This window comes from Bacillus thuringiensis (genome assembly GCF_001455345.1).
Lineage (GTDB): Bacteria > Bacillota > Bacilli > Bacillales > Bacillaceae_G > Bacillus_A > Bacillus_A thuringiensis_N.
The window spans coordinates 454307-476495 of sequence record NZ_CP013274.1 but is presented as its reverse complement, the minus strand read 5'-3'; the positions used below and the strand labels follow the sequence as shown (position 1 = coordinate 476495).

Sequence of the window (22189 nt, the reverse complement as noted above, 5' to 3'; positions counted from 1 at the left end):
TTACGCTAAAGGAGCTGTTTCTGTTATATGTTGAAGTTGATATAAATTGTGATAATATCCTCTTTTTTTCATTAATTCTTCATGAGAACCTGTTTCTTTAATTTCACCATCTTCAATGTAAATAATCGTATCCACATGCGTAATCGTCGCCAATCGATGTGCAATTATGATCGTCGTTCGATCAGCAGCTAACGTCTGAAGCGCCTCTTGAATATATCGTTCATTTTCTAAATCTAAAGCCGAAGTCGCTTCATCTAATATAAGTAACGATGGATTCTTTAAAAACACTCGTGCAATCGCTACACGTTGCCTTTGCCCACCAGATAACTTCACACCACGTTCCCCAACGACAGTATCATAACCATCAGGTAACTCAATAATAAAATCATGAATTTGCGCAGCTTTGGCAGCTGCAATCACTTCTTCCTCTGTAGCTTTCGGATTTCCATATAAAATATTTGCCCCGATTGTATCGCTAAATAACAAATTATCTTGTAGTACAATTCCAATATGACTACGTAAATTTCTCATATCATACTTTCTAACATCTATCCCATCTACATAAACTGCGCCTGAAGAGACATCATAGAAACGCGGGATTAAACTAGCAAGAGATGACTTCCCTCCCCCACTCGCTCCTACAAGTGCTACCTTCTCTCCTGGTAACATAGTTAACGAAAGGTTATGTAATACCTCTTTTTCATCCGAATTGTAACGAAAAGATACATTATCAAATATCACTTCGCCATTTAATTTTTTCGTTTGTACCGCACCTGGCACATTCACAATATCGTATTTTTCATCTAACAGTTCAAACACCCGATCCATCGATGCAAAAGACTGTGTTAATGTCGTTGAGGAATTAACAAGGCGGCGAAGTGGACTATACAAACTATCCATATATCCAACAAAAGCAACCATAGTCCCTAATGTTAACTGCCCCTGAACCACTTCATATGCTGCAAAACCGATTACAAGTAACGGCCCCAAATCTGTTAATGTATTTACTGCTGAAAATGTTCTCGCCGTCCAGCTCGTATGCGTTAACGCTTTCGTCAAAAATTCATTATTTCTTTTTTCAAACTGCTTCCCCTCATACTCTTCTAATGCAAAGCTACGTGTCACTTGCATTCCTTGAATACGTTCATGTAAATACCCTTGCATCGTTGCTAACGCTTGTGAACGCTCTTTCGTCAATTTTCGAAGACGCCCGAAAAAATATTTCACTGCCACTACATAAATAGGTAAAATTAATAGCGCAACAAATGTCAACTTTATATTCATAGAAAACATAACAATAATAGCGATAGCAATTGTTGCCGTATCTAACCAAACATTCATCAAACCAGTAATTACAAAATCCTTCGTTTGTTCTACATCATGAATGACACGTGAAATAATCTCCCCTGTTTTTGTATTCGAATAATAACGTAAACTCAACTTTTGTAAATGACCAAAAATATGTTTTCGCAAATCATATAGTATTGTATTTGCGATACGTTGCGCAAAATATTGACGATAATATTCAATTGGCGGTCTTACTACTGCAAAAATAAAAAAAGCAATCCCAATCGCTGTTACTAGTTGGGACGTTTTATCTTGAAGTGACCCTCCTCCCTGAATGACATCATCAATAATATACTTTAATAACCACGGCATAATAAGCGGAATGCCGAATTTAACTAGACCTATCATAATCGTAATAGCAATAAGCCATCGATATGGTTTAACAAATTGCAAATATCTTTTTATACCTTGCACATAATCCCCCCTCTAATAGGACAAACCTGCCGGGAAATCCCCTGCAGGTTTGTTTTAATTTCTGTACATTAAATATCTCTCATACCACATATCTACGAAATCTGGCGCGAATGGCCCTTTTCTTTGATGAATCCATTGTGTTAATTGTGCTACATTTCGTTTTAAAATAGTATCAATCACAGGTGGATATTGCATAATTTGACTATGCTTTTCATACTCATCTTCATCTAGAAGCGTATATGTCATATCTGGATACACTTTAATATCTAAATCGTAATCAATGTACTTCAATGCTTCAGAATCATATGCAAAAGGTGAGCTTAAATTACAATAATAATATACTCCCTCTTCCCTTAACATTCCAATCACATTAAACCAATAGTTTGCATGAAAATAACAAATTGCTGGTTCACGAGTAATCCATGTTCGGCCATCTGATTCCGTCACTACTGTACGATCATTCGCTCCGATTACAAGACTCTGTGTCCCTTTTAAAATTGTTGTCTCTTCCCACATTCTATGAATGGAGCCATTATGTTTATAACTATGTATTTGTACTTTTTCTCCTTCTTTGGGAAATCCCATATATGCTCCCTTCTTTCAACTGCAAATGCCCTTTGAACTGCATTCACTTTTTTTCTATTATAACTTTTTTGTCGAAATTTTAAAACTAAAGCGACAAGACTCTATTTTTCACACTGAATACCATATCCCTAATCTTCCTAGGAGACGGGGCCTTCGCTGAATTATTTACAAACGAGGAAATGAGAATAAAAAAAGCCCTTCCTTATTTCCACGTAAAGAAGGACCTTTCACCTAAAGATAACAGTATATCTTAGCCTAAATTCGAAATCATTTTTTCAGTTTCAAAAGATTGAATCACACTATTTGTTTGCTCTTCAAATTTCTCATGTAACAGTTTTAACGCTAATTCTGTTCTATATATTTCTTGGCGGATAAAATGTAATTCCTTTTTATCGCACGTATCCTTTTCGCTCATTTCAATTTGCTGATACTTCTCTAGATGAGCTTGTAACTTTAACAACTCATCCATCGTTTCCAATTGTTCTCTTACCAACTTATCAAAATCGTTCATTACTTACCCCCTTTTGGACTTATTTATCAGTTATTATTCCTTATTACATATTTCTAATCTTTAACTTCCTTCTCCTTTGACTACATTTGTTGACTTATTAGAAGTTATGTCGTTCACTTTATTTTCATTACCATGACCCACGCACAAAGAAAACACTTCTCCCGAATTAGAGAAGTGTTTTTCTTTCATTACTGATTTGAACTAGAAGATTGTGATTGTTTTGCAGCTGATTTTGCATTTTGTTTTTTCACAGCATGCACATCTGTTTCAGTTGCAAATTCTGTACCATAACTAGCGTTTGCACTTTGTGCACCAGAAGCTTGTGCTTTCTTTGCTTCCGATTGTGCGTTTGCTTGTTTTACTGCTTGCACATCTGTTTCAGTTGAAAACTCTGTACCATAGCTAGCATTTGTACTTTGAATGCTAGCACCAGAAGTTGCCTTGTTATAACCTTGTTGTTTTTTACTCATCTTTCTCACCTCCACAATCAATAATGTAACCAATTCAACTAGAATCTATCCGTAATTTTCTTTTAAAAAAATTCCGCATATATCTCTTGTTACTCATTCAAACTATAGAAAATGGAGGTGGAAATATGTATATAGGACGCGATATGACTGAACTAACGATGGTTTCAAAAAACGAATGGAAAGAAGATGAATTAGCTTATTTTCATCATTCATTACAACAGATTTTGCCCTATTTAAACGCAGAAGGGCAAAGTATTTATAAAGAAATTGTTATAGAAATCGAATCAAGGGGGGGCTTACAAGAAGGTGATGCTAGTTGGACTCATGGGACAAAAATTTCTTACGATTAAAAAAGTGTTCCCAATCTAGGGAACACTTTTTTGTTTATCCCGCTTTAATGGGCAGTAAGACCCCCACCTCAAAATGCAGCGAAAGCAAAGAATTTAGGTGGGGGATCAACTGCCCATAAAAGTCCGATTGGTGAGGGCTGATAATCAGTGGGGGATGAAGAAAACCCCCACTGATTAAAGTTTCACTTTATTGCATCGTAATTTTCTCAACACAATTCTCATAAATCGTACGATGCGATTTCGAGAAAGGTAACTGCTCAAATGCTTCTTTCGATACAAATTTCAATGTATCTGTTTCAACGATTTCACCAGTTACTTTTCCGTAAAATACGAATATATCCCAAGTGCGATGTGTAAACGTATGTTGTACATTCATTGCGTATTCTTCAATAGAAATCGAAAGCTCAAATTTTTCTTTCATATAATCTATAAGCTGTTCCTTCTGATTACGAATCCCTTCGCCAAGTTCAATATTCGGAAACTCCCACATATTAGCTAATAAACCGGTACTTGGACGTTTATTAATGACGTAACGACCATCTTCCGTTTGAAGTACTCCTGCAACAATTGGTACCATCGTAGGAGCTTTCGCTTTACTTTTTACTGGTAATTCCTTTTGAACACCTTCAGCATATCCCCTGCAATGCTCACGTACAGGACAAAGTAAGCATGCTGGATTTTTAGGAATACAAATCATTGCTCCTAATTCCATCAAACCTTGATTAAAATAAGATGGATTTTCAGCCGAAATAATTTCACGCACAATCTCTTCAAACACTTTTCTAGTTTTCGGTTTTGCAATGTCATCCCACACTGATAAAATGCGAGACAATACACGCATAACATTTCCGTCAACTGCCGGCTCTGGTATACCATATGCGATACTTAAAATAGCACCTTTTGTATAGGGGCCGACTCCTTTTAATTTCTCAATCTTCTTTACATCACTTGGCACAATCCCACCATATACTTCTTTTACTTCTTTTACCGCCGCATGTAAATTTCGCGCTCTAGAATAATACCCTAAACCTTCCCATGCTTTTAACACTTCTTCATCATCAGCATTTGCCAAAGCTTCTAGAGTAGGAAACTTCCCCATAAAATTCGCGTAATATGGTTTTACAGCTTCTACCCTTGTTTGCTGCAACATAATTTCTGAAACCCAAACACGATATGGATCTTTATTTTTACGCCACGGTAAGTCGCGTTGCTCTTTTTCAAACCAACCAATTAAATCATTTTGAAACTGCTCTATGTTAAAGTTATTTAATATTTCAAGTGTCAAACTTGATCCCCCTCATTTTTTTGCATATAAGTACTATTATAAAGATTTTAGGAAAAAATTTAAGTAAGATGACATAGGAAATAGAAGGCAAAGGACTTGAGGTATCGAATAAAAAGAGTTACATTAATAAAAAACGGAGGTGGATTTCTATGGACACAGCCACTCACCTTGTTATGGGCGTTACTCTAGGCAGTTTGGCAACGTTAGATCCAGCCATAGCACAAAGTGATATTGGGCCACAAGCGGTTATGCTTGCTACAATTGCTGGTTCCAATATTCCTGACATCGATACAGTTTTAAAATTGCGTAATAACGCTAAATATATAAGAAATCATCGTGGGATTACTCATTCCATTCCTGCAGTGATTCTTTGGTCATTCCTTATAAGTGGCATCTCTTTCGCCTTCTTTTCAGACGCTCCATATTTGCATCTACTACTTTGGTCATTTATTGCAGTCTTTCTTCATGTCTTTGTAGATATTTTCAATGCCTACGGTACACAGGCATTACGGCCCTTCACAAAAAAATGGGTAGCGCTCGGCATCATTAATACATTTGATACCGTCATTTTCTTTATCCACCTACTCGCGATTGCTTGTATGCTCGTAGGTTCCCATAAAGGATATACTGCCTTAGCAGCGTATATATTGATGGTTGTTTACTATATCGGGCGGATTATGATGCATAGAAACATACGTAGCGTCGTATATAAACGTTTCAATAACGTTGAGAAGATAATCATTTCTCCTTCTTATCGATTTTATCATTATCATTTAGCAATCGTTACGACTGATTATTACTACGTTGCTAGATGGCATCGTGGTAACATCATGGTATATGATAAGTTCGACCGGGTACCGTTCCCAGATAATGCTATTATGCGTGCAGCTAAACAAGATGAAAACATCTCAGCATTTCTATCTTTCTCCCCAGTTTATCGCTGGGACATTTTCGATTATGATCATTATTACGAAGTTCGATTCATTGATTTGCGATATCGCAGCAAAGATTATTATCCATTCGTTGCAATTGTCCAACTCGACCACAATTTAAATATTATTAGTTCCTATACAGGCTGGATTTTTAGTGAAGAAAAACTTCGAAAAAAGCTGGAATTACTTCCACATTAAAAAAAGCGACTTAAGTCGCTTTTTTTAATGTTTCAAATGATCTTCTTGATTGATTAAATGGCTATATTTCGGATTATTTGTACGCATTTCATGAAGACGCGCTCCATGATTATTAATCCATGTTCTTACAACTTGTTCAGTCATTTCATCACCTTGGTAACGACCCGATTTCGCATAAGTTGTTTGAAAATCTTCCCACAGTAATTCAACCCACGCACGAGCTTGTGCGTAAGAAAGCTTGTCATTTTTGTCTAATAGTTCTTTCGTTAATGCTTCATAAATATCATTCATGTTTTATTCTCCTTTTACCTATTTATCCCTTCATTTCTAAAGGATAGTTTCTTCTATTTTGCACATTCTATAATTGATACTTCTTAAAGAGGTATCAACTGATGATGAGGAGGGCGTTCGCAATGGGTAAACAAGCCGAATTTTGGTCTGAGTCAAAAAACAACAGCAAAATCGACGGTCAACCGAAAGCGAAATCACGCTTCGCTTCGAAACGACCTAACGGCACAATTAACACGCACCCACAAGAACGTATGCGTGCTGCAAATCAGCAGGAAGAGTAGTAACAAAGTAAATTAACTTCCTACACGAGGTGATAAAGATGAGCTACCGTGATCGCTTAGATAGTCGTTCTGAATTATTTAACCATACGTGGACTCGTCCGAAACATGCAAAAGCGCAAGTTAACGGACAGACGCAACAAACCCAGTCTCTCATTATATTGGCGAATGAATGTAAAAAACGCCAATTTTAGAATCTCCTATCTCCTGTAACGCCTACCAAAGATGAAAACCAGAGAGATATTTGCTCTCTGGTTTTTATTTTTCTTGCAATAAGGAAATCGGTATTCCAATTTCTTCATTATCATTTTGCTTATGTCCCCAAGCAAATACCCCATTGAAATAAGTAATTTCAAATAATATACCAGGTTCTTCTACCAATTCATATATCTCACCAATATGGAATTTGTTTATGTCAGTCATATAAGCGCGAGCCATTGCCATCTTTCTCATTAATACATCGAACTCATTTACGATTCCAAGTTGCTCCGCTTTTATCGCTTGCTCTTTCAATACCCCAATTTCTTCCCTTAGCTCATGTGGTGTCATTTCACTGTAGCGCTTTGGCATATTCATCTTATTCCCCTCATCCCTCTTCGCGTTTCATCTGCAAAAACATCTCTATCTCATCAATAGAGAACCCTTTGCGATATAACGCTTGTTTCATCTTATTTTCAAATGTCCATCCATCATACTTCTTATATTTCTCATAATATTTATTCCCATGATAGTGTAACGCTTCTTGTTGCTGTTCGTCATCTTTTTCGTCTTTCAATTCTTCCAAACAAATTTGAATCACATCTCTAGAATACCCTTTACGAACAAGCATTTCGTCTAACTTTAGCTTCATTTGTAAAAAGGAATGTTTTTGATAAGATCTTTTCTTCTTTTCTATAAGAAATAAAGCATTTTCAATTTGCTTTTCCTTCGGATATTCTTGTAAACTATGCGTAATAATTAGATCCTGAACACCTTTATTTAACAACTCTCTTTTAATAACAGTGGGACCTTTTCGATTCACATTACTTTGTGTTCTCGTATATAAAACAGCGTACTCTTTATCATTAATATATCGGTCATGTAATAATTTCGAAACGACTTCAGAGATGATGGCCTGTCCCACTTCTTTTTTTCGTAAAAAATCTTCTATTTCTTGTTTCGTTCTCATTTGATAGGATAAATAAGAGATTGCTTGTAAATATGCTTTTTGTACCTCTTCATTGTACAAAATATTTCCTAACGCTATTTCATCAATTTCTAAACCCTTTTGTAATCCGTGTTTTATTAAGATTACTTGATTCACACTAAACCCGTACTCTTCACCTTGACCTTTATCGATATAAATATTAAACCGTTCTTTCGATCGTTTTTGCACTTCTATTTTTGTAATGACAGCCATACTCTCACCTCTCTATTATTTTAACATAGTTAAGGAACGTTTTTGCTTTTCAAGAATATATATAATGAGGAGGAAATAATTGTGAAAATCGCAATTTCTGGTGGTACCGGCTTTATCGGTAAATACCTTTCTACTTTTTTTATTCAAAAAGGATATACTGTTTACATTCTCTCGCGAAACAAAACTACTGAAACTTCACATCCTAACCTTCAATACGTACAATGGACACCAGATTTACAAATCTTCCCCATCTCCTCTATTGATGTAGTTATTAATCTAGCTGGAGAGTCTATTAATAGTAGATGGACAAAGAAACGACAGGAATCCATTTTAAACAGTAGAATCCAAACAACAAAAGGACTCATTAAACAATTACAAAAACTAAATACAAAACCAAACACATTTATTAACGCAAGTGCTATTGGATACTATGGAACGTCTGAAACCGAGTCTTTTACAGAACAGCATGAGATTCCTGGAAATGACTTTTTAGCAAATACAGTATATTCATGGGAACAAGAAGCATCTAAAGCACGTTCTCTCGGAATACGAACAATCTACGCAAGATTCGGAGTCGTATTAGGTCCAGACGGAGGAGCCCTTCCAAAGATGCTACTTCCCTATCAATTCTATATCGGAGGTACAGTCGGGTCTGGAAACCAATGGTTATCATGGATTCATATAGACGATGTCGTTCGCATGATCGATTTCATCATACACAACGAAGAAATTGATGGACCTCTTAACATTACAGCTCCCCAACCTATAAGAATGAAGGAATTTGGAGAAATCATTGCAACTATCATAAAAAAACCTCATTGGTTACCTGTCCCTTCATTTATGCTTCACACTTTATTGGGTGAAATGAGCATACTTGTACTAGAAGGTCAACATGTATTACCTAGTAAAGCAATTGAGCATGGGTATCAATACAGATTTCCGTCAATAGACCATGCATTACAAAATATACTTTCGCATACAATGTAGTACTTCTAAAACACAGTTTTACAGGGGTCCCTTTCAAAACTTTCATTTTCTAGCATCCGGAGCATTATTACACAAATAATCTTTCAGTTACTTTCCCTTAAATTTCATTAACATTATAAAGTAACAGAAATGAGGTACCTATGAAAATATTGCTCAAACAAGCCATTGTCTATCCTATTACATCCCAAAAATTTCAAGGGGATGTACTCGTTATAGGAGAAAAAATTGCTGAGGTCAAGCCTTCCATTCAACCTACTCAAGATATGACAGTTATAGACGCACGTGCTCTTCATCTCTTACCTGGATTTATTGATGTCCATACCCATCTTGGTCTCTATGATGAAGGTACTGGTTGGGCTGGCAATGATGCAAATGAAACATCTGAGGTTTCAACACCACATATCCGTTCTTTGGACGGAATTCACCCTTTTGATATTGCATTTCAAGATGCGATACAAAATGGAATCACAACTGTTCACGTTATGCCAGGAAGTCAAAACATTATTGGTGGTACTACTTGTGTAATAAAAACAGCTGGAACTTGTATTGATCATATGATTATTCAAGAACCTGCTGGCTTAAAGATTGCCTTTGGAGAAAATCCTAAAAAGGTCCATAGTAATGGAACAAAAGAGTCCATTACGCGTATGGGAATTATGGGATTACTTCGGGAATCATTCTATGAAGCACAGCACTACGGGCATGAAGCTGATTTTCGAATGCTTCCTATCTTAAAAGCATTACGCCGTGAAATACCCGTACGTATCCACGCTCACCGAGCAGATGATATTAGTTCTGCTCTACGCTTTGCAACAGAGTTCAATCTTGATTTACGTATTGAACATTGTACAGAAGGACACTTTATTGTTGAAGAACTTTCGAAACACAATTTGAAGGTTTCAGTTGGCCCCACGCTTACACGCCGTTCTAAAATCGAACTAAAAAACAAAACATGGGATACTTACCATATATTATCAAAAAATGGAGTGGAAGTTTCCATCACAACAGATCACCCCTATACACCCATTCAATATTTAAATATTTGTGCTGCTGTCGCAGTAAGGGAAGGATTAGACGAAAAAACGGCACTAGAAGGAATCACTATATTTCCAGCGCGAAATTTACGTTTAGAGGATAGAATTGGAAGCATTGAGGCTGGAAAAGACGCTGATCTTGTGCTCTGGACCCATCATCCTTTCCATTATTTAGCCAAGCCTGTACTAACCATGATTGATGGAAAAATAATTTACAAAAAAAATAAAAAAAACTAGTTTATTTTTTTGACTAGATAAAGTATTATACGATTATAAACTGAATGAAACCATAATCAATTTGTGTCGTGATTATCATTTTCAAATTGATGAATGGGGAAGGCAAATGGTGCGCCACCAGCGTTAGAAACTGGTTCTAGTGGGTTCGATTCCCACCCCGAAATTTTTTAAAGATTGATATAAAAATTTCGAGGGTGGGGTGTTTTTTCGTCATGCTACCCTCGTGTGAGGAGGAGTTAGTATGTTGAAAAAACGCGACTTACACGACAGCCACGTTCTATACGAGTTAATGGTGGATCCAGCTGTCTTCCCTTTTGTACGTCAAAAGGCTTATTCTTATGAGGAATATTTATTTTTAACGAAACAAACGATTGAAGCTGAAGAGCGTGGGGAATTAATTTCACGCACAATTTTAGATGAATGGGGTAACCCTATCGGAACAATTACTTTATTTGATGTGCAAGAAAAAGCTGGATTCCTTGGAACATGGCTTGGCAAACCTTATCACGGAAAAGGCTACAATAAATTGGCAAAAGATTCATTTTTTAGCGAACTTTTCTACGAGTTAGATATTGAAACGATCTTTATGCGTATTCGCAAAATAAATATTCGTTCTATTAAAGCTGCAGAAAAATTACAATATGTAAATCTAGCAAACGAAACAAGAAAAGCCGTTTATGATGAAATTAACGCGAATGAAGAAGTATATAACTTATATGAGATTCCAAAAGATCAATATACACTTGCTACAATGCGAGATACAACGTTCCAAGATTCTCATCACTTAAAAGAAGCGTAATCTAAATTTTCAGAAATAATAATTAACCATTAACATTTTGATATATACGTATATCACCCCATGTCTTTGGAAACGATAGATAGTGACTTTAGGACACGAGGTGATTTGTAATGGATAAAAAGAAACGTGACAAAGCAAAAAATGCATTATCTAGTACACAAGAAGTTCTCTACCAACGAGAATTTCGTAAAGCAGATCGCGCAGCGGGTTATCGCTCGAAAAGTATTTAAAGTGAGAATGAATAATTAGAAGTTCTCCCCCCTAATTATTCATTCTCATTACATATTTTTTCTACGTGATAGAGTAGGAAAAAGGTTCCTTATTTATAAGGAACCTTTTTTATGTGGATAACGTTATCCACATAATTTATAGAATTGTGAATAAATTCTATAAACCCTTCACAAGTTTATATGCTGTAACGCATAGTAAATGTTAGAATTGTGGATATTTTTCTAAAAATTGTGGACAATGTGGATATAGTTGTTAATATTTCGACTTTACTGTTTAATGAAAGCGTAATCTTCATGTGGATAAGTTACTACTTTATCTTATAAAACAATAAAGAACCCTCTTTAAACATATAAAAGAGGGTTTCATATTAAGTAAATAATTGTGCAAGAGCAGGTGATTTAATAGGTATATGATTCGGTTCTACATGATTTTCTGCCAAAATTGTATCCACAATATGACCAGCTGGCTCTGGACGATAAATGCTTTTCATCGCTTCTTTCATTTGAAGAAGCTTCATATCATCTTGTAATAACGCCTCTGTTTTTGCAAAAACCTCACTATCATCACGAATGACAACTGCAGCTCCTTTTCTTTCAAAGTACATCGCATTTTCATTTTCTTGTCCTGGAACAGGCTTATATAAAATGACAGGTACTTGCAATGCTGCCGCTTCACTTAACGTAATACCGCCTGGCTTTGTAATCATACAAGAAGTAACACGGAATAGTTCATCAATATTTTCAACATAACCAAATACTTTTAATGCATCAGAATTTTTTTCCTGTAACCCTAATAAATCCTGTTTTAACGCTTCATTTTTCCCACAAACGACAACTACTTGTAAATCAGGTACTGACATAAATGATTGGCATAGTTCTTTTACACTTCCTAATACCCCATGAGCACCTGCTACAATTAGTAAAATCTTTTTATTCTTACATAACTGATATTTATTATATATAATGTCTGGATTGATCTTTAGCTCAAAACTACTACGAATCGGAATTCCAGTTTCAACAATTTGCTCCGCAGGCACACCAATATCAATCATAACTTTTTTCACGTGATCAGTTGCTACAAAATAACGATCTACTTCCCGATGAATCCATATTTTGTGCACACAAAAATCCGTTAATACGTTATAAACAGGAATTGAAATACCTGTTTGCTTTTTTAACTCTGGTACAGCTATGATTGGAAAGGTATTAATAACAATATCCGGTTTCTCTGCTTGTAAAAGTAATTTCAAACGTTTTCTTCCAAAATTCGCATACCAAGATGCTATTTTTTTATCATAAATTTTTTCTACGCCATAATAAAACAAGCGGTATAATTCTTTTCCTATTGTATAACTTTTTAAATATAAATATTTTGTAATATCGGTTATAACTGGATGAGATTCTCCGAACAGATCGCATACAATTACATCTTTAATTCCTTTTTGGCGAAATGTTTGTTCTAATGTTTTCGCTACTTGCACATGACCATTACCGTAATGTGCAGTTAATATTAAAACCTTGGGGTTTTTTATCAAACAAATCCACTCCTAGCTTATTGTTTCTCCATATTGCATATACGACAATAGGAAAAACATTTTCCTTAAAAATTACATAAACAGATTCTAATACTTCTCTTTCAGCTATGTACCTGTCGTGGATATGCAAAGCATATAAGATTGACCCCTTAATCCTATCTGTGCTCATATCTTTACATTATACTTTCCTATAAGAGCTTTCGCAATAACTTACAAATGTTCTCTATTCCATGATACTCACTCTTTTACTTCTTAATTCTTTTTACTATTTTGATTTCCCTTTACAATTATGTAAATTTCTCCACTTATTCCTTACAAAAATATGGATATTCTATTTTCAGTATACTCTTTTCTATATATATACTCTAGGTTTTATTGTCAAGAAAGCAAAAAGTCTAATCCAATATTTGGATTAGACTGCTTGTAAAATATGTCTTGCTTGTTCTACATTTTTTTCAGTAGGTGGTTCTACATTCGCGAGTGGATACTTATGCCCAAGTGCCTCCCATTTATATACACCAAGCTTATGGTATGGTAGCACTTCAACTTTCTGAACATTAGACAGGCTTTGAATAAAGCTAGATAATTTTTGTAGATCCTCTTCATTATCAGTAATACCAGGAACTAATACGTGTCGTACCCAAATCGGTTTATTTTTATCCGATAAATAACGAGCAAATTGTAAAATATGTTCATTTGGTTTTCCTGTTAATTTACGATGTTTCTTTGAATCAATATGTTTCAAATCCAATAAAACTAAATCTGTGTAATCCATTAAAATATCTAGCTTATTTTGGAATTCTGGTTCTTCAGAATAACAACCACCCGAAGAATCAATTGTTGTATGAATTCCAACTTCTTTACATTTCTTAAATAATTCAATTAAGAAATCTAGCTGTAATAATGGTTCCCCACCACTAACTGTTATACCGCCTCCGGAAGCTTCAATAAAAGGAAGGTAACATGTCACATCCTGCATTACTTCTTCGACTGTTATTTCTTTTCCTTTACCGATCTCCCACGTATCAGCATTATGACAATATTGACAACGTAATAAACACCCTTGTGTAAATATGACATAACGAATTCCCGGGCCATCAACAGTACCACAAGACTCTACAGAATGAATTCTTCCTTTTACCATGTTACTTCCTCCTTTATTGAAACAGCCTCCCTCTGCTATTTATAAAATGCAGAGGGACACTTTTTTCACTTACATGCTTTCATGCATTGTACGGTTAATTACATCAATTTGTTGTTCACGAGTTAATTTAATAAAGTTTACAGCGTAACCAGATACGCGAATTGTTAATTGTGGATATTTCTCAGGATGTTCCATTGCATCCATTAATGTTTCACGGTTAAATACGTTAATATTTAAGTGATGGCCTTCTTTTACTGCATAACCATCAAGCATTGATACTAAGTTACGTACTTGTACATCATCTTCTTTACCAAGTGCTTTTGGAATAATAGAGAATGTATTAGAAATACCATCTTGTGCATCTTCATATGGTAATTTAGCCACAGATAATAATGAAGCTAATGCACCTTTTGTATCACGTCCATGCATAGGGTTCGCACCTGGTGCAAACGGTTCTCCAGTACGGCGACCATCTGGAGTGTTACCAGTTTTCTTACCGTATACAACGTTAGATGTGATTGTTAAGATTGACATTGTATGAACAGAATTTCTGTATGTTTTATGTTTACGAAGTTTATTCATAAATGTTTTCACAAGATTTACAGCGATTTCATCTACACGGTCATCATTGTTACCGTATTTAGGGAAATCTCCTTCGATTTCAAAGTCAACTGCAATTCCATTTTCATCACGAATTGGTTTTACTTTTGCGTGTTTAATTGCACTTAAAGAGTCTGCTACTACAGATAGACCCGCGATACCTGTTGCCATTGTACGAAGAACATTTGTATCATGAAGTGCCATTTCAATACGCTCATAGCTATACTTATCGTGCATGTAGTGAATAACATTTAATGTGTTTAAATATAGACCCGCTAACCATTCCATTGTCATATCAAACTTATGCATAACTTCTTCATAATCTAATACTTCAGAAGTAATCGGTGCGTACTCAGGACCAACTTGTGCTTTAGATTTCTCATCTTTACCACCGTTAATCGCATATAATAATGCTTTTGCTAAGTTTGCACGTGCGCCGAAGAACTGCATTTGTTTACCAATTCTCATTGCAGATACACAACAAGCAATTCCGTAGTCATCGCCGTAGTCAGCACGCATAATGTCATCATTTTCATATTGAATTGCTGATGTTTTAATAGACATTTTCGCACAGTAGTTTTTAAAGTTCTGTGGTAATTGTTTAGACCAAAGAACTGTTAAGTTTGGTTCTGGAGCTGGTCCTAAATTATCTAATGTATGCAAGAAACGGAATGAGTTCTTTGTTACTAATGGACGACCATCTAATGCCATACCACCGATAGACTCAGTTACCCAAGTTGGGTCACCAGAGAATAATTCATTATAATCAGGTGTTCTTGCAAATTTCACAAGACGTAATTTCATAATGAAGTGATCCACAATTTCTTGTACGTCTTCTTCTGTTAAAGTACCATTTGCTAAATCTCTTTCAATATAAATATCTAAGAATGTAGAAGTACGTCCAAGACTCATTGCAGCTCCGTTTTGCTCTTTAATTGCTGCAAGGTATGCAAAGTATAACCATTGGAATGCTTCTTGTGCATTTGTTGCTGGCTTAGAAATATCAAAGCCATGAGAAGCAGCCATCTGTTTTAATTCTTGAAGTGCACGCATTTGCTCAGATAACTCTTCGCGTAAACGCATTGTATCCTCGCTCATTACACCGCCAGTTAAATCTAAATCAGCTTTTTTTGCTTCGATTAAATGATCAATACCATATAACGCTACGCGGCGATAGTCACCGATAATACGTCCACGTCCGTATGCATCTGGAAGACCAGTAATAACACCTGACTTACGTGCATTTCTCATTTCTGGTGTGTATGCATCGAATACACCTTGGTTATGAGTTTTTCTCCAATCTCTAAAAATACGACTAAGTTCTTTATCCATTTCGTATCCATAAGATTCACAAGCTTGTTCCGCCATACGAATACCGCCATATGGTTGTAAAGAACGTTTAAATGGTTTTTCAGTTTGGAAACCGACTACTTTTTCAATATCTTTATTTAAATATCCTGGTTCGTGTGATGTAATAGAAGAAACGATTTTTGTATCCATGTCAAGAACGCCACCGTTTTCACGTTCTTTCGTTGTTAAATCCATTACTTGATCCCAAAGTTGTTTCGTTGCTTCAGTTGCTCCCGCTAAGAAAGATTCATCCCCTTCGAAAACGTTTACATTATTTAAAATGAAATCGCGAACATCAATCTCTGCTTTCCATTTTTCACCTTTAAAGTTTTCCCATGCGTTTTTAACATTTTCTAATACTTGAGTCATCCTAATCTCCTCCATTTTTGATTAGTACAGGACTAAGATTTTTTATATAACAGCTTACACACTTAGAATACTACTTTTTAGTGAAAGTGAACGAAATAGTTGTGACATGTTTGTGAAATATTGAGCAAACTACTATATGTATAGTGTTAACTTCATTTAAAAGTCTTTAAAATTAACCCTTTCCTTAATTGTATTTTTTTGGTATTCTTATATACGAGTCCTATTTTGTAATATAAGAACAATACCCATTGTAGAGCTGTAATACTCTTATCTCCTAATCTGTTATAGTTTTTATAACAGAGCAAAAAAGTGTACATATGTTGTACACTTTTTTTGTTACCTATAGAATATCCCTTTTTCTATTTCCATCATGGAATCCACCACGACTGCCTGTTAATACAATTAATTGCTCTAACCCTTCTATATGATCACCAATAATTCGGAGTACAGCTGGCGGATGACCTATTTTTGCAAAATGTTCACTGGGACGAATACGGTTCATCTTATCGACCTCAACACGACTTACACATGCGACTTCAAATCCTGATAGAATAGCTTTTACTTGGGCTACACACGGTGCCAGTAAAGACCTATACCCAATTCCTTTCAAACATTTCTGGCTAAACGCATTAGGCACAGCAATAAGAGAGCCTACTCCTAAATCTTTTCTATCACAAGCTAAATTTAATGCGTATTTAAATGCAGTTACAAGATGAAGCGGTACTCTTAAATCTAAATAATGATTTAGATCATTTAATGCGACATCCATTCCATCTGCAATAGCTTTTGCAAAAGGATATAGCTCACTCGCTGGAATAACAAAATCACCGTCTATAAATAACACAATTTCTCCTTTTGCAAAATACGTTCCAAGTGAGCGCCCCACATCATTTCCGAGTGCTTCTTTATATACAATTGTCGTTGCTCCTTTGTCTTTTGCAATCGTTGCTGTTTTATCAGACGAACCATTTACAACAACGATGATTTCAAAAGGTTCAATTTTGCGAAGCTCTTCTATAACGTTTCCAATTGTTTTTTCTTCATCTTGTACGGGAATAATGACCGATAATTGCTTTCCCTTATACAAATGAGATGTAGCACCCCACCCTTGATAAAAATCTTCAAAATCTAAAGTATGATAGACACTTTCTCTTTTCCTATTTCCATCATGATATCTTCCGCGCTCATCGCTATCTACTATCTGCTCTGCTACAGCTTCTATATGATCACCTATCATTCGTTTTTCAGATTGAGAAAGGCTTGTTCCATATGCAGCATGCTCGGTCGGCCGAAATTTATTCGGCGTAATAACATCAATTGCGCAATGACGACTAATTCTCCATTCGCTTTGTACTAGTCGTAAGTGAGCCACAATGGGATTAACAAAACACTCATATCCAATACTTTGAACAACTTCTTTCGTCAGCGCATGAGGTACAGATAATAAAGAATCAATTTTTAACTCTTCACGCTCTAACATTGCATTTAATATTTGACGCCATACTGTCACGGAGTGCGGTTTTTGTTTCTTGAAAAATAATGCATCCAAATTATTTAAAACAATATCCGCCTGATCATGTAAAATTGGATTCAGGAATAATTTTAACTTTGAAGTTTGAATGGCAAAATCTCCATCTATAAATAGTAATACATCACCTATCGCGTGTTTTGCGCCAACTGCACGGCCCACATCATTACCCAGTAGCTCTGTATACTTGATTACTTTACACCCTAAACGATCAGCAACCTCTTCTGTACCATCATTACAGCCGTTTGCTACTACAATAATCTCTACTGGATTTAATCCTTTTGCCGATTGAATAACATCTGAAATCGTATCCGCTTCATTACATACAGGTATAATAATCGATAGTGACTTAGCCATTGTTTTCTTCACGAAACCATTTAATAGTTTCTTTCAACCCTTGTTCCCACGTTACTTTCGCTTGAAATTGAACAAGTTCTCTTAATTTCGTTACATCTGGTCTTCTATTTGGAATTTCTTCAAAGCCATGTGGGTATACCTCTTCGAAAGGAACTTGAACAATCTTTGAAGAAGATTTCGTTAGCTTTTTAATTACTTCTGCTACTTCTTTTATACTCTTTTCATTCTCAGAACCTATATTAATAATCTCACCATTTACCTTCTCGTCCATTGCTCGAATCGTTGCCTCTACCGCATCACTTACATACGTAAAGCAACGTGTCTGCTTTCCATCTCCATATACAAGAATGTCTTCTCCTTGCAGTGCCGCACTAATAAATCGTGGGATTACCCCTGCATACGGACCATCTTTCGCTCTTGGACCATAAATATTAAAATAACGAACAATCGTTACAGGTAAACCTTCTAAAGCGTATCCTAAACATAATGTTTCTTCTAACGTTTTACAAATTGCATAACTCCAACGTATTTTAGAAGTTGCCCCGTATAATCGATCACCCTCTTCAGAAAAGGGTGGCTTTGCCTTACCATATACTTCCGAAGTAGACGCAAAGACTACTTTTTTCTTTTCTTTTAGCGCTGCTTGTAAAATGTTTCTCGTTCCATCAAAATTCGTTTCAACGAGCTCTATACTCTTTTCCATTGTCGTTTTCACACCTAAAATTGCTGCTAAATGAAACACTACATCATGTTGATTTACTAATTCATAAATAGAATTTTTATCTAAAACACTTATTGGAATAACCCGAATTTCTTTCATTAACTCATCATGATATTTATTTTTTCCTTTATAGAAGTTATCAACAATCGTGACATCATAACCTCTTCTCACCAACTCTTCGGCTAAATGCGATCCAATAAATCCTGCTCCACCTGTAATTAAACATTTCTTACTCATACACTCACCTTCTTTATAATTCCACGTGTATCTATTACTCGCTTCACTCCTTTAAAAAGCTTCCAATCTATATTCGAATGGTCAGTTAAAATTAAAATACAATCTGCTTCTTTAACTGTTTTTTCATCCAAGGAAACAGATTGATACACCTTATCTCCAATTTCGGCAGAAGAAATATATGGATCATGGTATTTTATCTCGTATCCTTCTTTAATTAGTAATTGAATAATTGGTAACGCAGGTGATTCTCTCAAATCATTTACATCTTTCTTATACGCAACCCCTACAATTAAAACTGATGCAGGTGATTGCACCACACCTTTTACTTTCCGGACCATTTTCTCTGGCATTTCCTCATTAATTACATGTGCCGCCTCAATTAATTGACTAATTTCTCCATTCTTTTTTATTCTCCACTGGAAATATAAAGGATCTACCGGAATACAGTGTCCCCCTATCCCTGGTCCTGGCCAATACGGCGTAAATCCAAATGGTTTTGTAGATGCCGCTTCAAGTGCCTCATAAAAGTCAATTCCTAAACTTTCACATAGTGTATTTAACTCATTTACTAACGAAATATTGACTAAGCGCTGAATATTTTCAAATAGCTTACACATTTCTGCTACTTTTGGAGAGCTAACTGGAACAACTACATCGAAGATCGTGCTATATAAATCCTGTACTTTTTGTTTGCACTGCTCAGTTTGTCCACTAATAACCTTTGGAATGTCCTGAACAGAATATTGACTATTAGCTGGATCAATTCTCTCAGGTGAATATCCAATATAATAATCTTCTCCTACCTTTTTTCCTGTTTGAGAAATAATCGGAATAATCACTTCCTCGAGCGTACCTGGATATGTGGAACTTTCGAAAATGAAGGTTTGTCCTTTTTGAAGGTTTTGTTGTATATAATGCGAAGCTGAAATGAGGGCACTTAAGTCTGGTTCTCTTTGTTCATTAATTGGAGTTGGGACAGTGACAATAACGTAATCACTATTTTGAAAATCAGCAATACCTTGATCCGGTGTATTTACTATTAATCTTTTGCTATTCAATAAACTTTGTAACAATTTAGAAGAAACATCCGAGATATAACTTTCTCCTTTTATAATTGATTCTATTTTTCTAGTATCTTTATCTAATCCAACTACTCTATGTCCTCTCTCTGCAAAATGAACTGCCAAAGGAAGACCAACATATCCTAATCCGATAATGGCAACTGTACTACTAACATTCATCTGTATTCTCTTCTTCCTTTCTCAATTGTTGAATGATATTTCTATCCCGCTCTCCATCTGTAAAACTTCCGCGCTCGTCTGTGGATTGCAATAAATATGCAATTGCCTCAAGTTGATCACCGAAAATACGGTCAAATGCTGGAATACGCCCATTTACAAATCCATGTTGCTCTGGGCGTACTCGATTTGTTTTTATAACATCTACAAATTCTACCGCTGTAATAGAGAACCCCTCCAAAATAGCTTTCATTTGAGCTAATGGTGGAATAATCAAAGAATCATATCCGATTTTCTCTATTACCTTTTTATGCATAGCATGTGGTACTGCCGTTAATGAGTTATTCCATAAATCTGGTCGTTTCGCTACTAAATTCACAAAATATTTTCCCATGCTAATTGGGTCGGCCGGATGAAACATATCTAATAAACACTGTAAATCATTTAATGCCACATCATTCCCATCTTCAATAGCATGTAAAAATGGAATTAGTTTTTTCCCCGGAATAGCAAAATCACCATCGACAAATAAACAAATATCGGCCGTCGCATGCATAGCTCCTATCGCTCGGGCTACATTATGTCCGAGCGCTTCCTCGAATTCAATAACAATGATATTCTCTAACTTTGCTTGTTTAATTGTCTCAACGTCCGCTCCATTCGCAACAACTATAATTTCATCTACACCTGCTTTTTTCACTTCTTGTATAACAGATCTTATAGTCGTCTTTTCTTCTGATACTGGGATAATCGCACTATATTTCGCTTTTTTCTTTTGTAATAAAACTGGTTTATACTTTCCTACAAACCCTCTATCCCTATTTCCTTCCGAAAAGCCACCACGCTTACCATATATTTCGATTACGTATTGCAAAGCACGTAAATGATCTCCCATAATACGACTAGTCGCTTTTGGATAAGGGGAACCAGGTGATGTGCCAGTATGAACAGGACGCACTTTATTTGTATGAATGACATCGACCGAAGCCATATCGACAATATCTACTCCTCTAGACATCGCCATCGCTTGAAATAGTGCTGGATCCGCTAAATTCCACCAACCAAACTTCTGAATAACTTTCCTATTCATTGCATGTGGAATTGCGATTAAAGATCCAACAACAAGCTCTTTTTTATTTAAATAACGATTCAACATATATTTGCCAACTGTCGTATAATGCGGTCTCATCTTTAAATAAACAGACCATGTTAAATTATTCACAACAATTTGGTGGCCTTGCTGAATTCCTTTTATGAAACGTTGCAGCTCTTTGTTATCTATAACGATGTCACCATCTAAAAACAAAACAATGTCACCTTTCGCTTCTCTTGCTCCAATCGCCCTTCCAACATCATTGCCAAGAGAATATTTATAATAAATTACACGGCAATGATGTTGGAACGCTATTTCTTTTGTCCCATCTGTCGATCCATTATCTACTACGATAATTTCATATGGCTTCAACTTCTCCACTTCTACTAAAACTTGTGATAAAGTACTCGCTTCATTATGCGCCGGAATTACAACTGATACTCTCATACTTGTATCACGCTTACCCTTCCAAGCGAACATAAGAAATAATAGGAATACGTACAACTACATCTTCCGGTGGTCCATAAGAAGGAGAAGTACGGACACTTACTGCCCCATCTGTCACAGATAACAGAATACCTGCAACAATTTCGACCGCTGTCACAACTTGCACTAACTCACCAACATGGTTACGCAATTCATCAGTAAATAACATATATAAGTCTCCTTT

Annotated in this window: 24 protein-coding genes and 1 pseudogene; 8 read left to right on the top strand and 17 right to left on the bottom strand. The window is 35.7% G+C overall.

Going from position 1 to position 22189, the window contains the following annotated elements; translation table 11 throughout:
• The 4 genes from ATN06_RS02685 to ATN06_RS02670 all read right to left on the bottom strand — a co-directional run bounded on the left by ATN06_RS02685 (window position 1) and on the right by ATN06_RS02670 (window position 3327).
• Window positions 1–1761 (bottom strand): ABC transporter ATP-binding protein, encoded by a 1761-nt coding sequence (locus ATN06_RS02685; RefSeq protein WP_060629442.1) that lies wholly within the window; start codon window positions 1759–1761, stop codon window positions 1–3.
• A gap of 54 nt (window positions 1762–1815) precedes the next feature.
• A complete protein-coding gene (locus ATN06_RS02680) occupies window positions 1816–2346 on the bottom strand; it encodes a nucleoside tri-diphosphate phosphatase (protein WP_000506628.1) in 531 nt (176 codons plus the stop codon).
• Between the two features lie 250 nt (window positions 2347–2596).
• Window positions 2597–2857 (bottom strand): YgaB family protein, encoded by a 261-nt coding sequence (locus tag ATN06_RS02675; protein WP_060629441.1) that lies wholly within the window; start codon window positions 2855–2857, stop codon window positions 2597–2599.
• Between the two features lie 188 nt (window positions 2858–3045).
• A complete protein-coding gene (locus ATN06_RS02670) occupies window positions 3046–3327 on the bottom strand; it encodes a gamma-type small acid-soluble spore protein (protein ID WP_000039044.1) in 282 nt (93 codons plus the stop codon).
• 125 nt (window positions 3328–3452) lie between these two features.
• Here ATN06_RS02670 and ATN06_RS02665 point away from each other — a divergent pair, with 125 nt between their 5' ends.
• Complete coding sequence (locus ATN06_RS02665) at window positions 3453–3677, top strand: hypothetical protein (RefSeq protein WP_000275444.1); 225 nt, start codon at window positions 3453–3455, stop codon at window positions 3675–3677.
• Between the two features lie 187 nt (window positions 3678–3864).
• Here the strand turns inward: ATN06_RS02665 and mutY are convergent, their stop codons facing one another.
• Window positions 3865–4962: an A/G-specific adenine glycosylase gene (gene mutY / locus ATN06_RS02660; RefSeq protein WP_060629440.1), complete on the bottom strand. Its 1098-nt coding sequence runs from the start codon at window positions 4960–4962 to the stop codon at window positions 3865–3867.
• A gap of 149 nt (window positions 4963–5111) precedes the next feature.
• Between mutY and ATN06_RS02655 the strand changes: the two genes are divergently transcribed.
• Window positions 5112–6092 carry a metal-dependent hydrolase gene (locus tag ATN06_RS02655; protein WP_060629439.1) on the top strand — a complete coding sequence of 327 codons (981 nt, stop codon included), beginning with the start codon at window positions 5112–5114 and terminating at the stop codon, window positions 6090–6092.
• A 24-nt stretch (window positions 6093–6116) separates the two neighbouring features.
• On the opposite strand, the gene ATN06_RS02650 is transcribed toward ATN06_RS02655, so the two are convergent.
• The gene (locus tag ATN06_RS02650) at window positions 6117–6383 is read right to left on the bottom strand and encodes a YfhJ family protein (protein WP_060629438.1); all 267 of its coding nucleotides are present in this window, start codon (window positions 6381–6383) and stop codon (window positions 6117–6119) included.
• A gap of 122 nt (window positions 6384–6505) precedes the next feature.
• On the opposite strand from ATN06_RS02650, the gene ATN06_RS02645 reads away from it, so the two are divergent.
• Together ATN06_RS02645 and ATN06_RS02640 are read left to right on the top strand one after the other, a co-directional pair.
• Window positions 6506–6664: a small, acid-soluble spore protein K gene (locus ATN06_RS02645; RefSeq protein WP_000517891.1), complete on the top strand. Its 159-nt coding sequence runs from the start codon at window positions 6506–6508 to the stop codon at window positions 6662–6664.
• Window positions 6665–6702: 38 nt separating this feature from the next.
• Window positions 6703–6855: a YpzG family protein gene (locus ATN06_RS02640; RefSeq protein WP_000122093.1), complete on the top strand. Its 153-nt coding sequence runs from the start codon at window positions 6703–6705 to the stop codon at window positions 6853–6855.
• Window positions 6856–6919: 64 nt separating this feature from the next.
• Here ATN06_RS02640 and ATN06_RS02635 read toward each other — a convergent pair whose 3' ends face one another.
• Both ATN06_RS02635 and recX read right to left on the bottom strand, forming a co-directional pair.
• Window positions 6920–7237, bottom strand: a complete 318-nt coding sequence (locus ATN06_RS02635; protein WP_060629437.1) for a YfhH family protein — start codon at window positions 7235–7237, stop codon at window positions 6920–6922.
• A gap of 10 nt (window positions 7238–7247) precedes the next feature.
• Window positions 7248–8060 (bottom strand): recombination regulator RecX, encoded by an 813-nt coding sequence (gene recX / locus ATN06_RS02630; RefSeq protein ID WP_060629436.1) that lies wholly within the window; start codon window positions 8058–8060, stop codon window positions 7248–7250.
• Between the two features lie 81 nt (window positions 8061–8141).
• Between recX and ATN06_RS02625 the strand changes: the two genes are divergently transcribed.
• The 4 genes from ATN06_RS02625 to ATN06_RS02610 all read left to right on the top strand — a co-directional run bounded on the left by ATN06_RS02625 (window position 8142) and on the right by ATN06_RS02610 (window position 11347).
• Window positions 8142–9047: a TIGR01777 family oxidoreductase gene (locus tag ATN06_RS02625; RefSeq protein ID WP_060629435.1), complete on the top strand. Its 906-nt coding sequence runs from the start codon at window positions 8142–8144 to the stop codon at window positions 9045–9047.
• Between the two features lie 140 nt (window positions 9048–9187).
• Window positions 9188–10318, top strand: coding sequence for an amidohydrolase (locus tag ATN06_RS02620; RefSeq protein ID WP_060629434.1), 1131 nt, complete (start codon window positions 9188–9190; stop codon window positions 10316–10318).
• Between the two features lie 241 nt (window positions 10319–10559).
• Window positions 10560–11117 carry a GNAT family N-acetyltransferase gene (locus tag ATN06_RS02615; protein WP_000914738.1) on the top strand — a complete coding sequence of 186 codons (558 nt, stop codon included), beginning with the start codon at window positions 10560–10562 and terminating at the stop codon, window positions 11115–11117.
• A 110-nt stretch (window positions 11118–11227) separates the two neighbouring features.
• A complete protein-coding gene (locus ATN06_RS02610) occupies window positions 11228–11347 on the top strand; it encodes a YfhE family protein (protein WP_000358480.1) in 120 nt (39 codons plus the stop codon).
• A 368-nt stretch (window positions 11348–11715) separates the two neighbouring features.
• Here the strand turns inward: ATN06_RS02610 and ATN06_RS02605 are convergent, their stop codons facing one another.
• The 9 genes and pseudogenes from ATN06_RS02605 to ATN06_RS02565 form a co-directional block, all read right to left on the bottom strand.
• Window positions 11716–12882 carry a diglucosyl diacylglycerol synthase gene (locus tag ATN06_RS02605; protein WP_060629433.1) on the bottom strand — a complete coding sequence of 389 codons (1167 nt, stop codon included), beginning with the start codon at window positions 12880–12882 and terminating at the stop codon, window positions 11716–11718.
• Between the two features lie 412 nt (window positions 12883–13294).
• The gene (pflA, locus tag ATN06_RS02600; RefSeq protein WP_060629432.1) at window positions 13295–14026 is read right to left on the bottom strand and encodes a pyruvate formate-lyase-activating protein; all 732 of its coding nucleotides are present in this window, start codon (window positions 14024–14026) and stop codon (window positions 13295–13297) included.
• A gap of 69 nt (window positions 14027–14095) precedes the next feature.
• Complete coding sequence (gene pflB, locus ATN06_RS02595) at window positions 14096–16345, bottom strand: formate C-acetyltransferase (RefSeq protein WP_060629431.1); 2250 nt, start codon at window positions 16343–16345, stop codon at window positions 14096–14098.
• 152 nt (window positions 16346–16497) lie between these two features.
• A pseudogene (locus tag ATN06_RS29355) lies at window positions 16498–16717 on the bottom strand (hypothetical protein).
• A complete protein-coding gene (locus ATN06_RS02585; protein WP_060629429.1) occupies window positions 16686–18230 on the bottom strand; it encodes a glycosyltransferase family 2 protein in 1545 nt (514 codons plus the stop codon). The pseudogene ATN06_RS29355 and the gene ATN06_RS02585 overlap by 32 nt, the downstream one beginning before the upstream one ends.
• Window positions 18223–19188, bottom strand: coding sequence for a UDP-N-acetyl-alpha-D-glucosaminuronate decarboxylase (locus ATN06_RS02580; RefSeq protein WP_060629428.1), 966 nt, complete (start codon window positions 19186–19188; stop codon window positions 18223–18225). Before ATN06_RS02580 ends, ATN06_RS02585 begins: the two co-directional genes overlap by 8 nt.
• Window positions 19185–20429, bottom strand: coding sequence for a nucleotide sugar dehydrogenase (locus ATN06_RS02575; RefSeq protein ID WP_060629427.1), 1245 nt, complete (start codon window positions 20427–20429; stop codon window positions 19185–19187). Before ATN06_RS02575 ends, ATN06_RS02580 begins: the two co-directional genes overlap by 4 nt.
• Window positions 20419–21999 (bottom strand): glycosyltransferase family 2 protein, encoded by a 1581-nt coding sequence (locus ATN06_RS02570; RefSeq protein WP_110093203.1) that lies wholly within the window; start codon window positions 21997–21999, stop codon window positions 20419–20421. The genes ATN06_RS02575 and ATN06_RS02570 overlap by 11 nt, the downstream gene beginning before the upstream one ends.
• Window positions 21980–22174 (bottom strand): LSm family protein, encoded by a 195-nt coding sequence (locus ATN06_RS02565; RefSeq protein WP_002166988.1) that lies wholly within the window; start codon window positions 22172–22174, stop codon window positions 21980–21982. The genes ATN06_RS02570 and ATN06_RS02565 overlap by 20 nt, the downstream gene beginning before the upstream one ends.
• Window positions 22175–22189 lie beyond the last annotated feature (15 nt).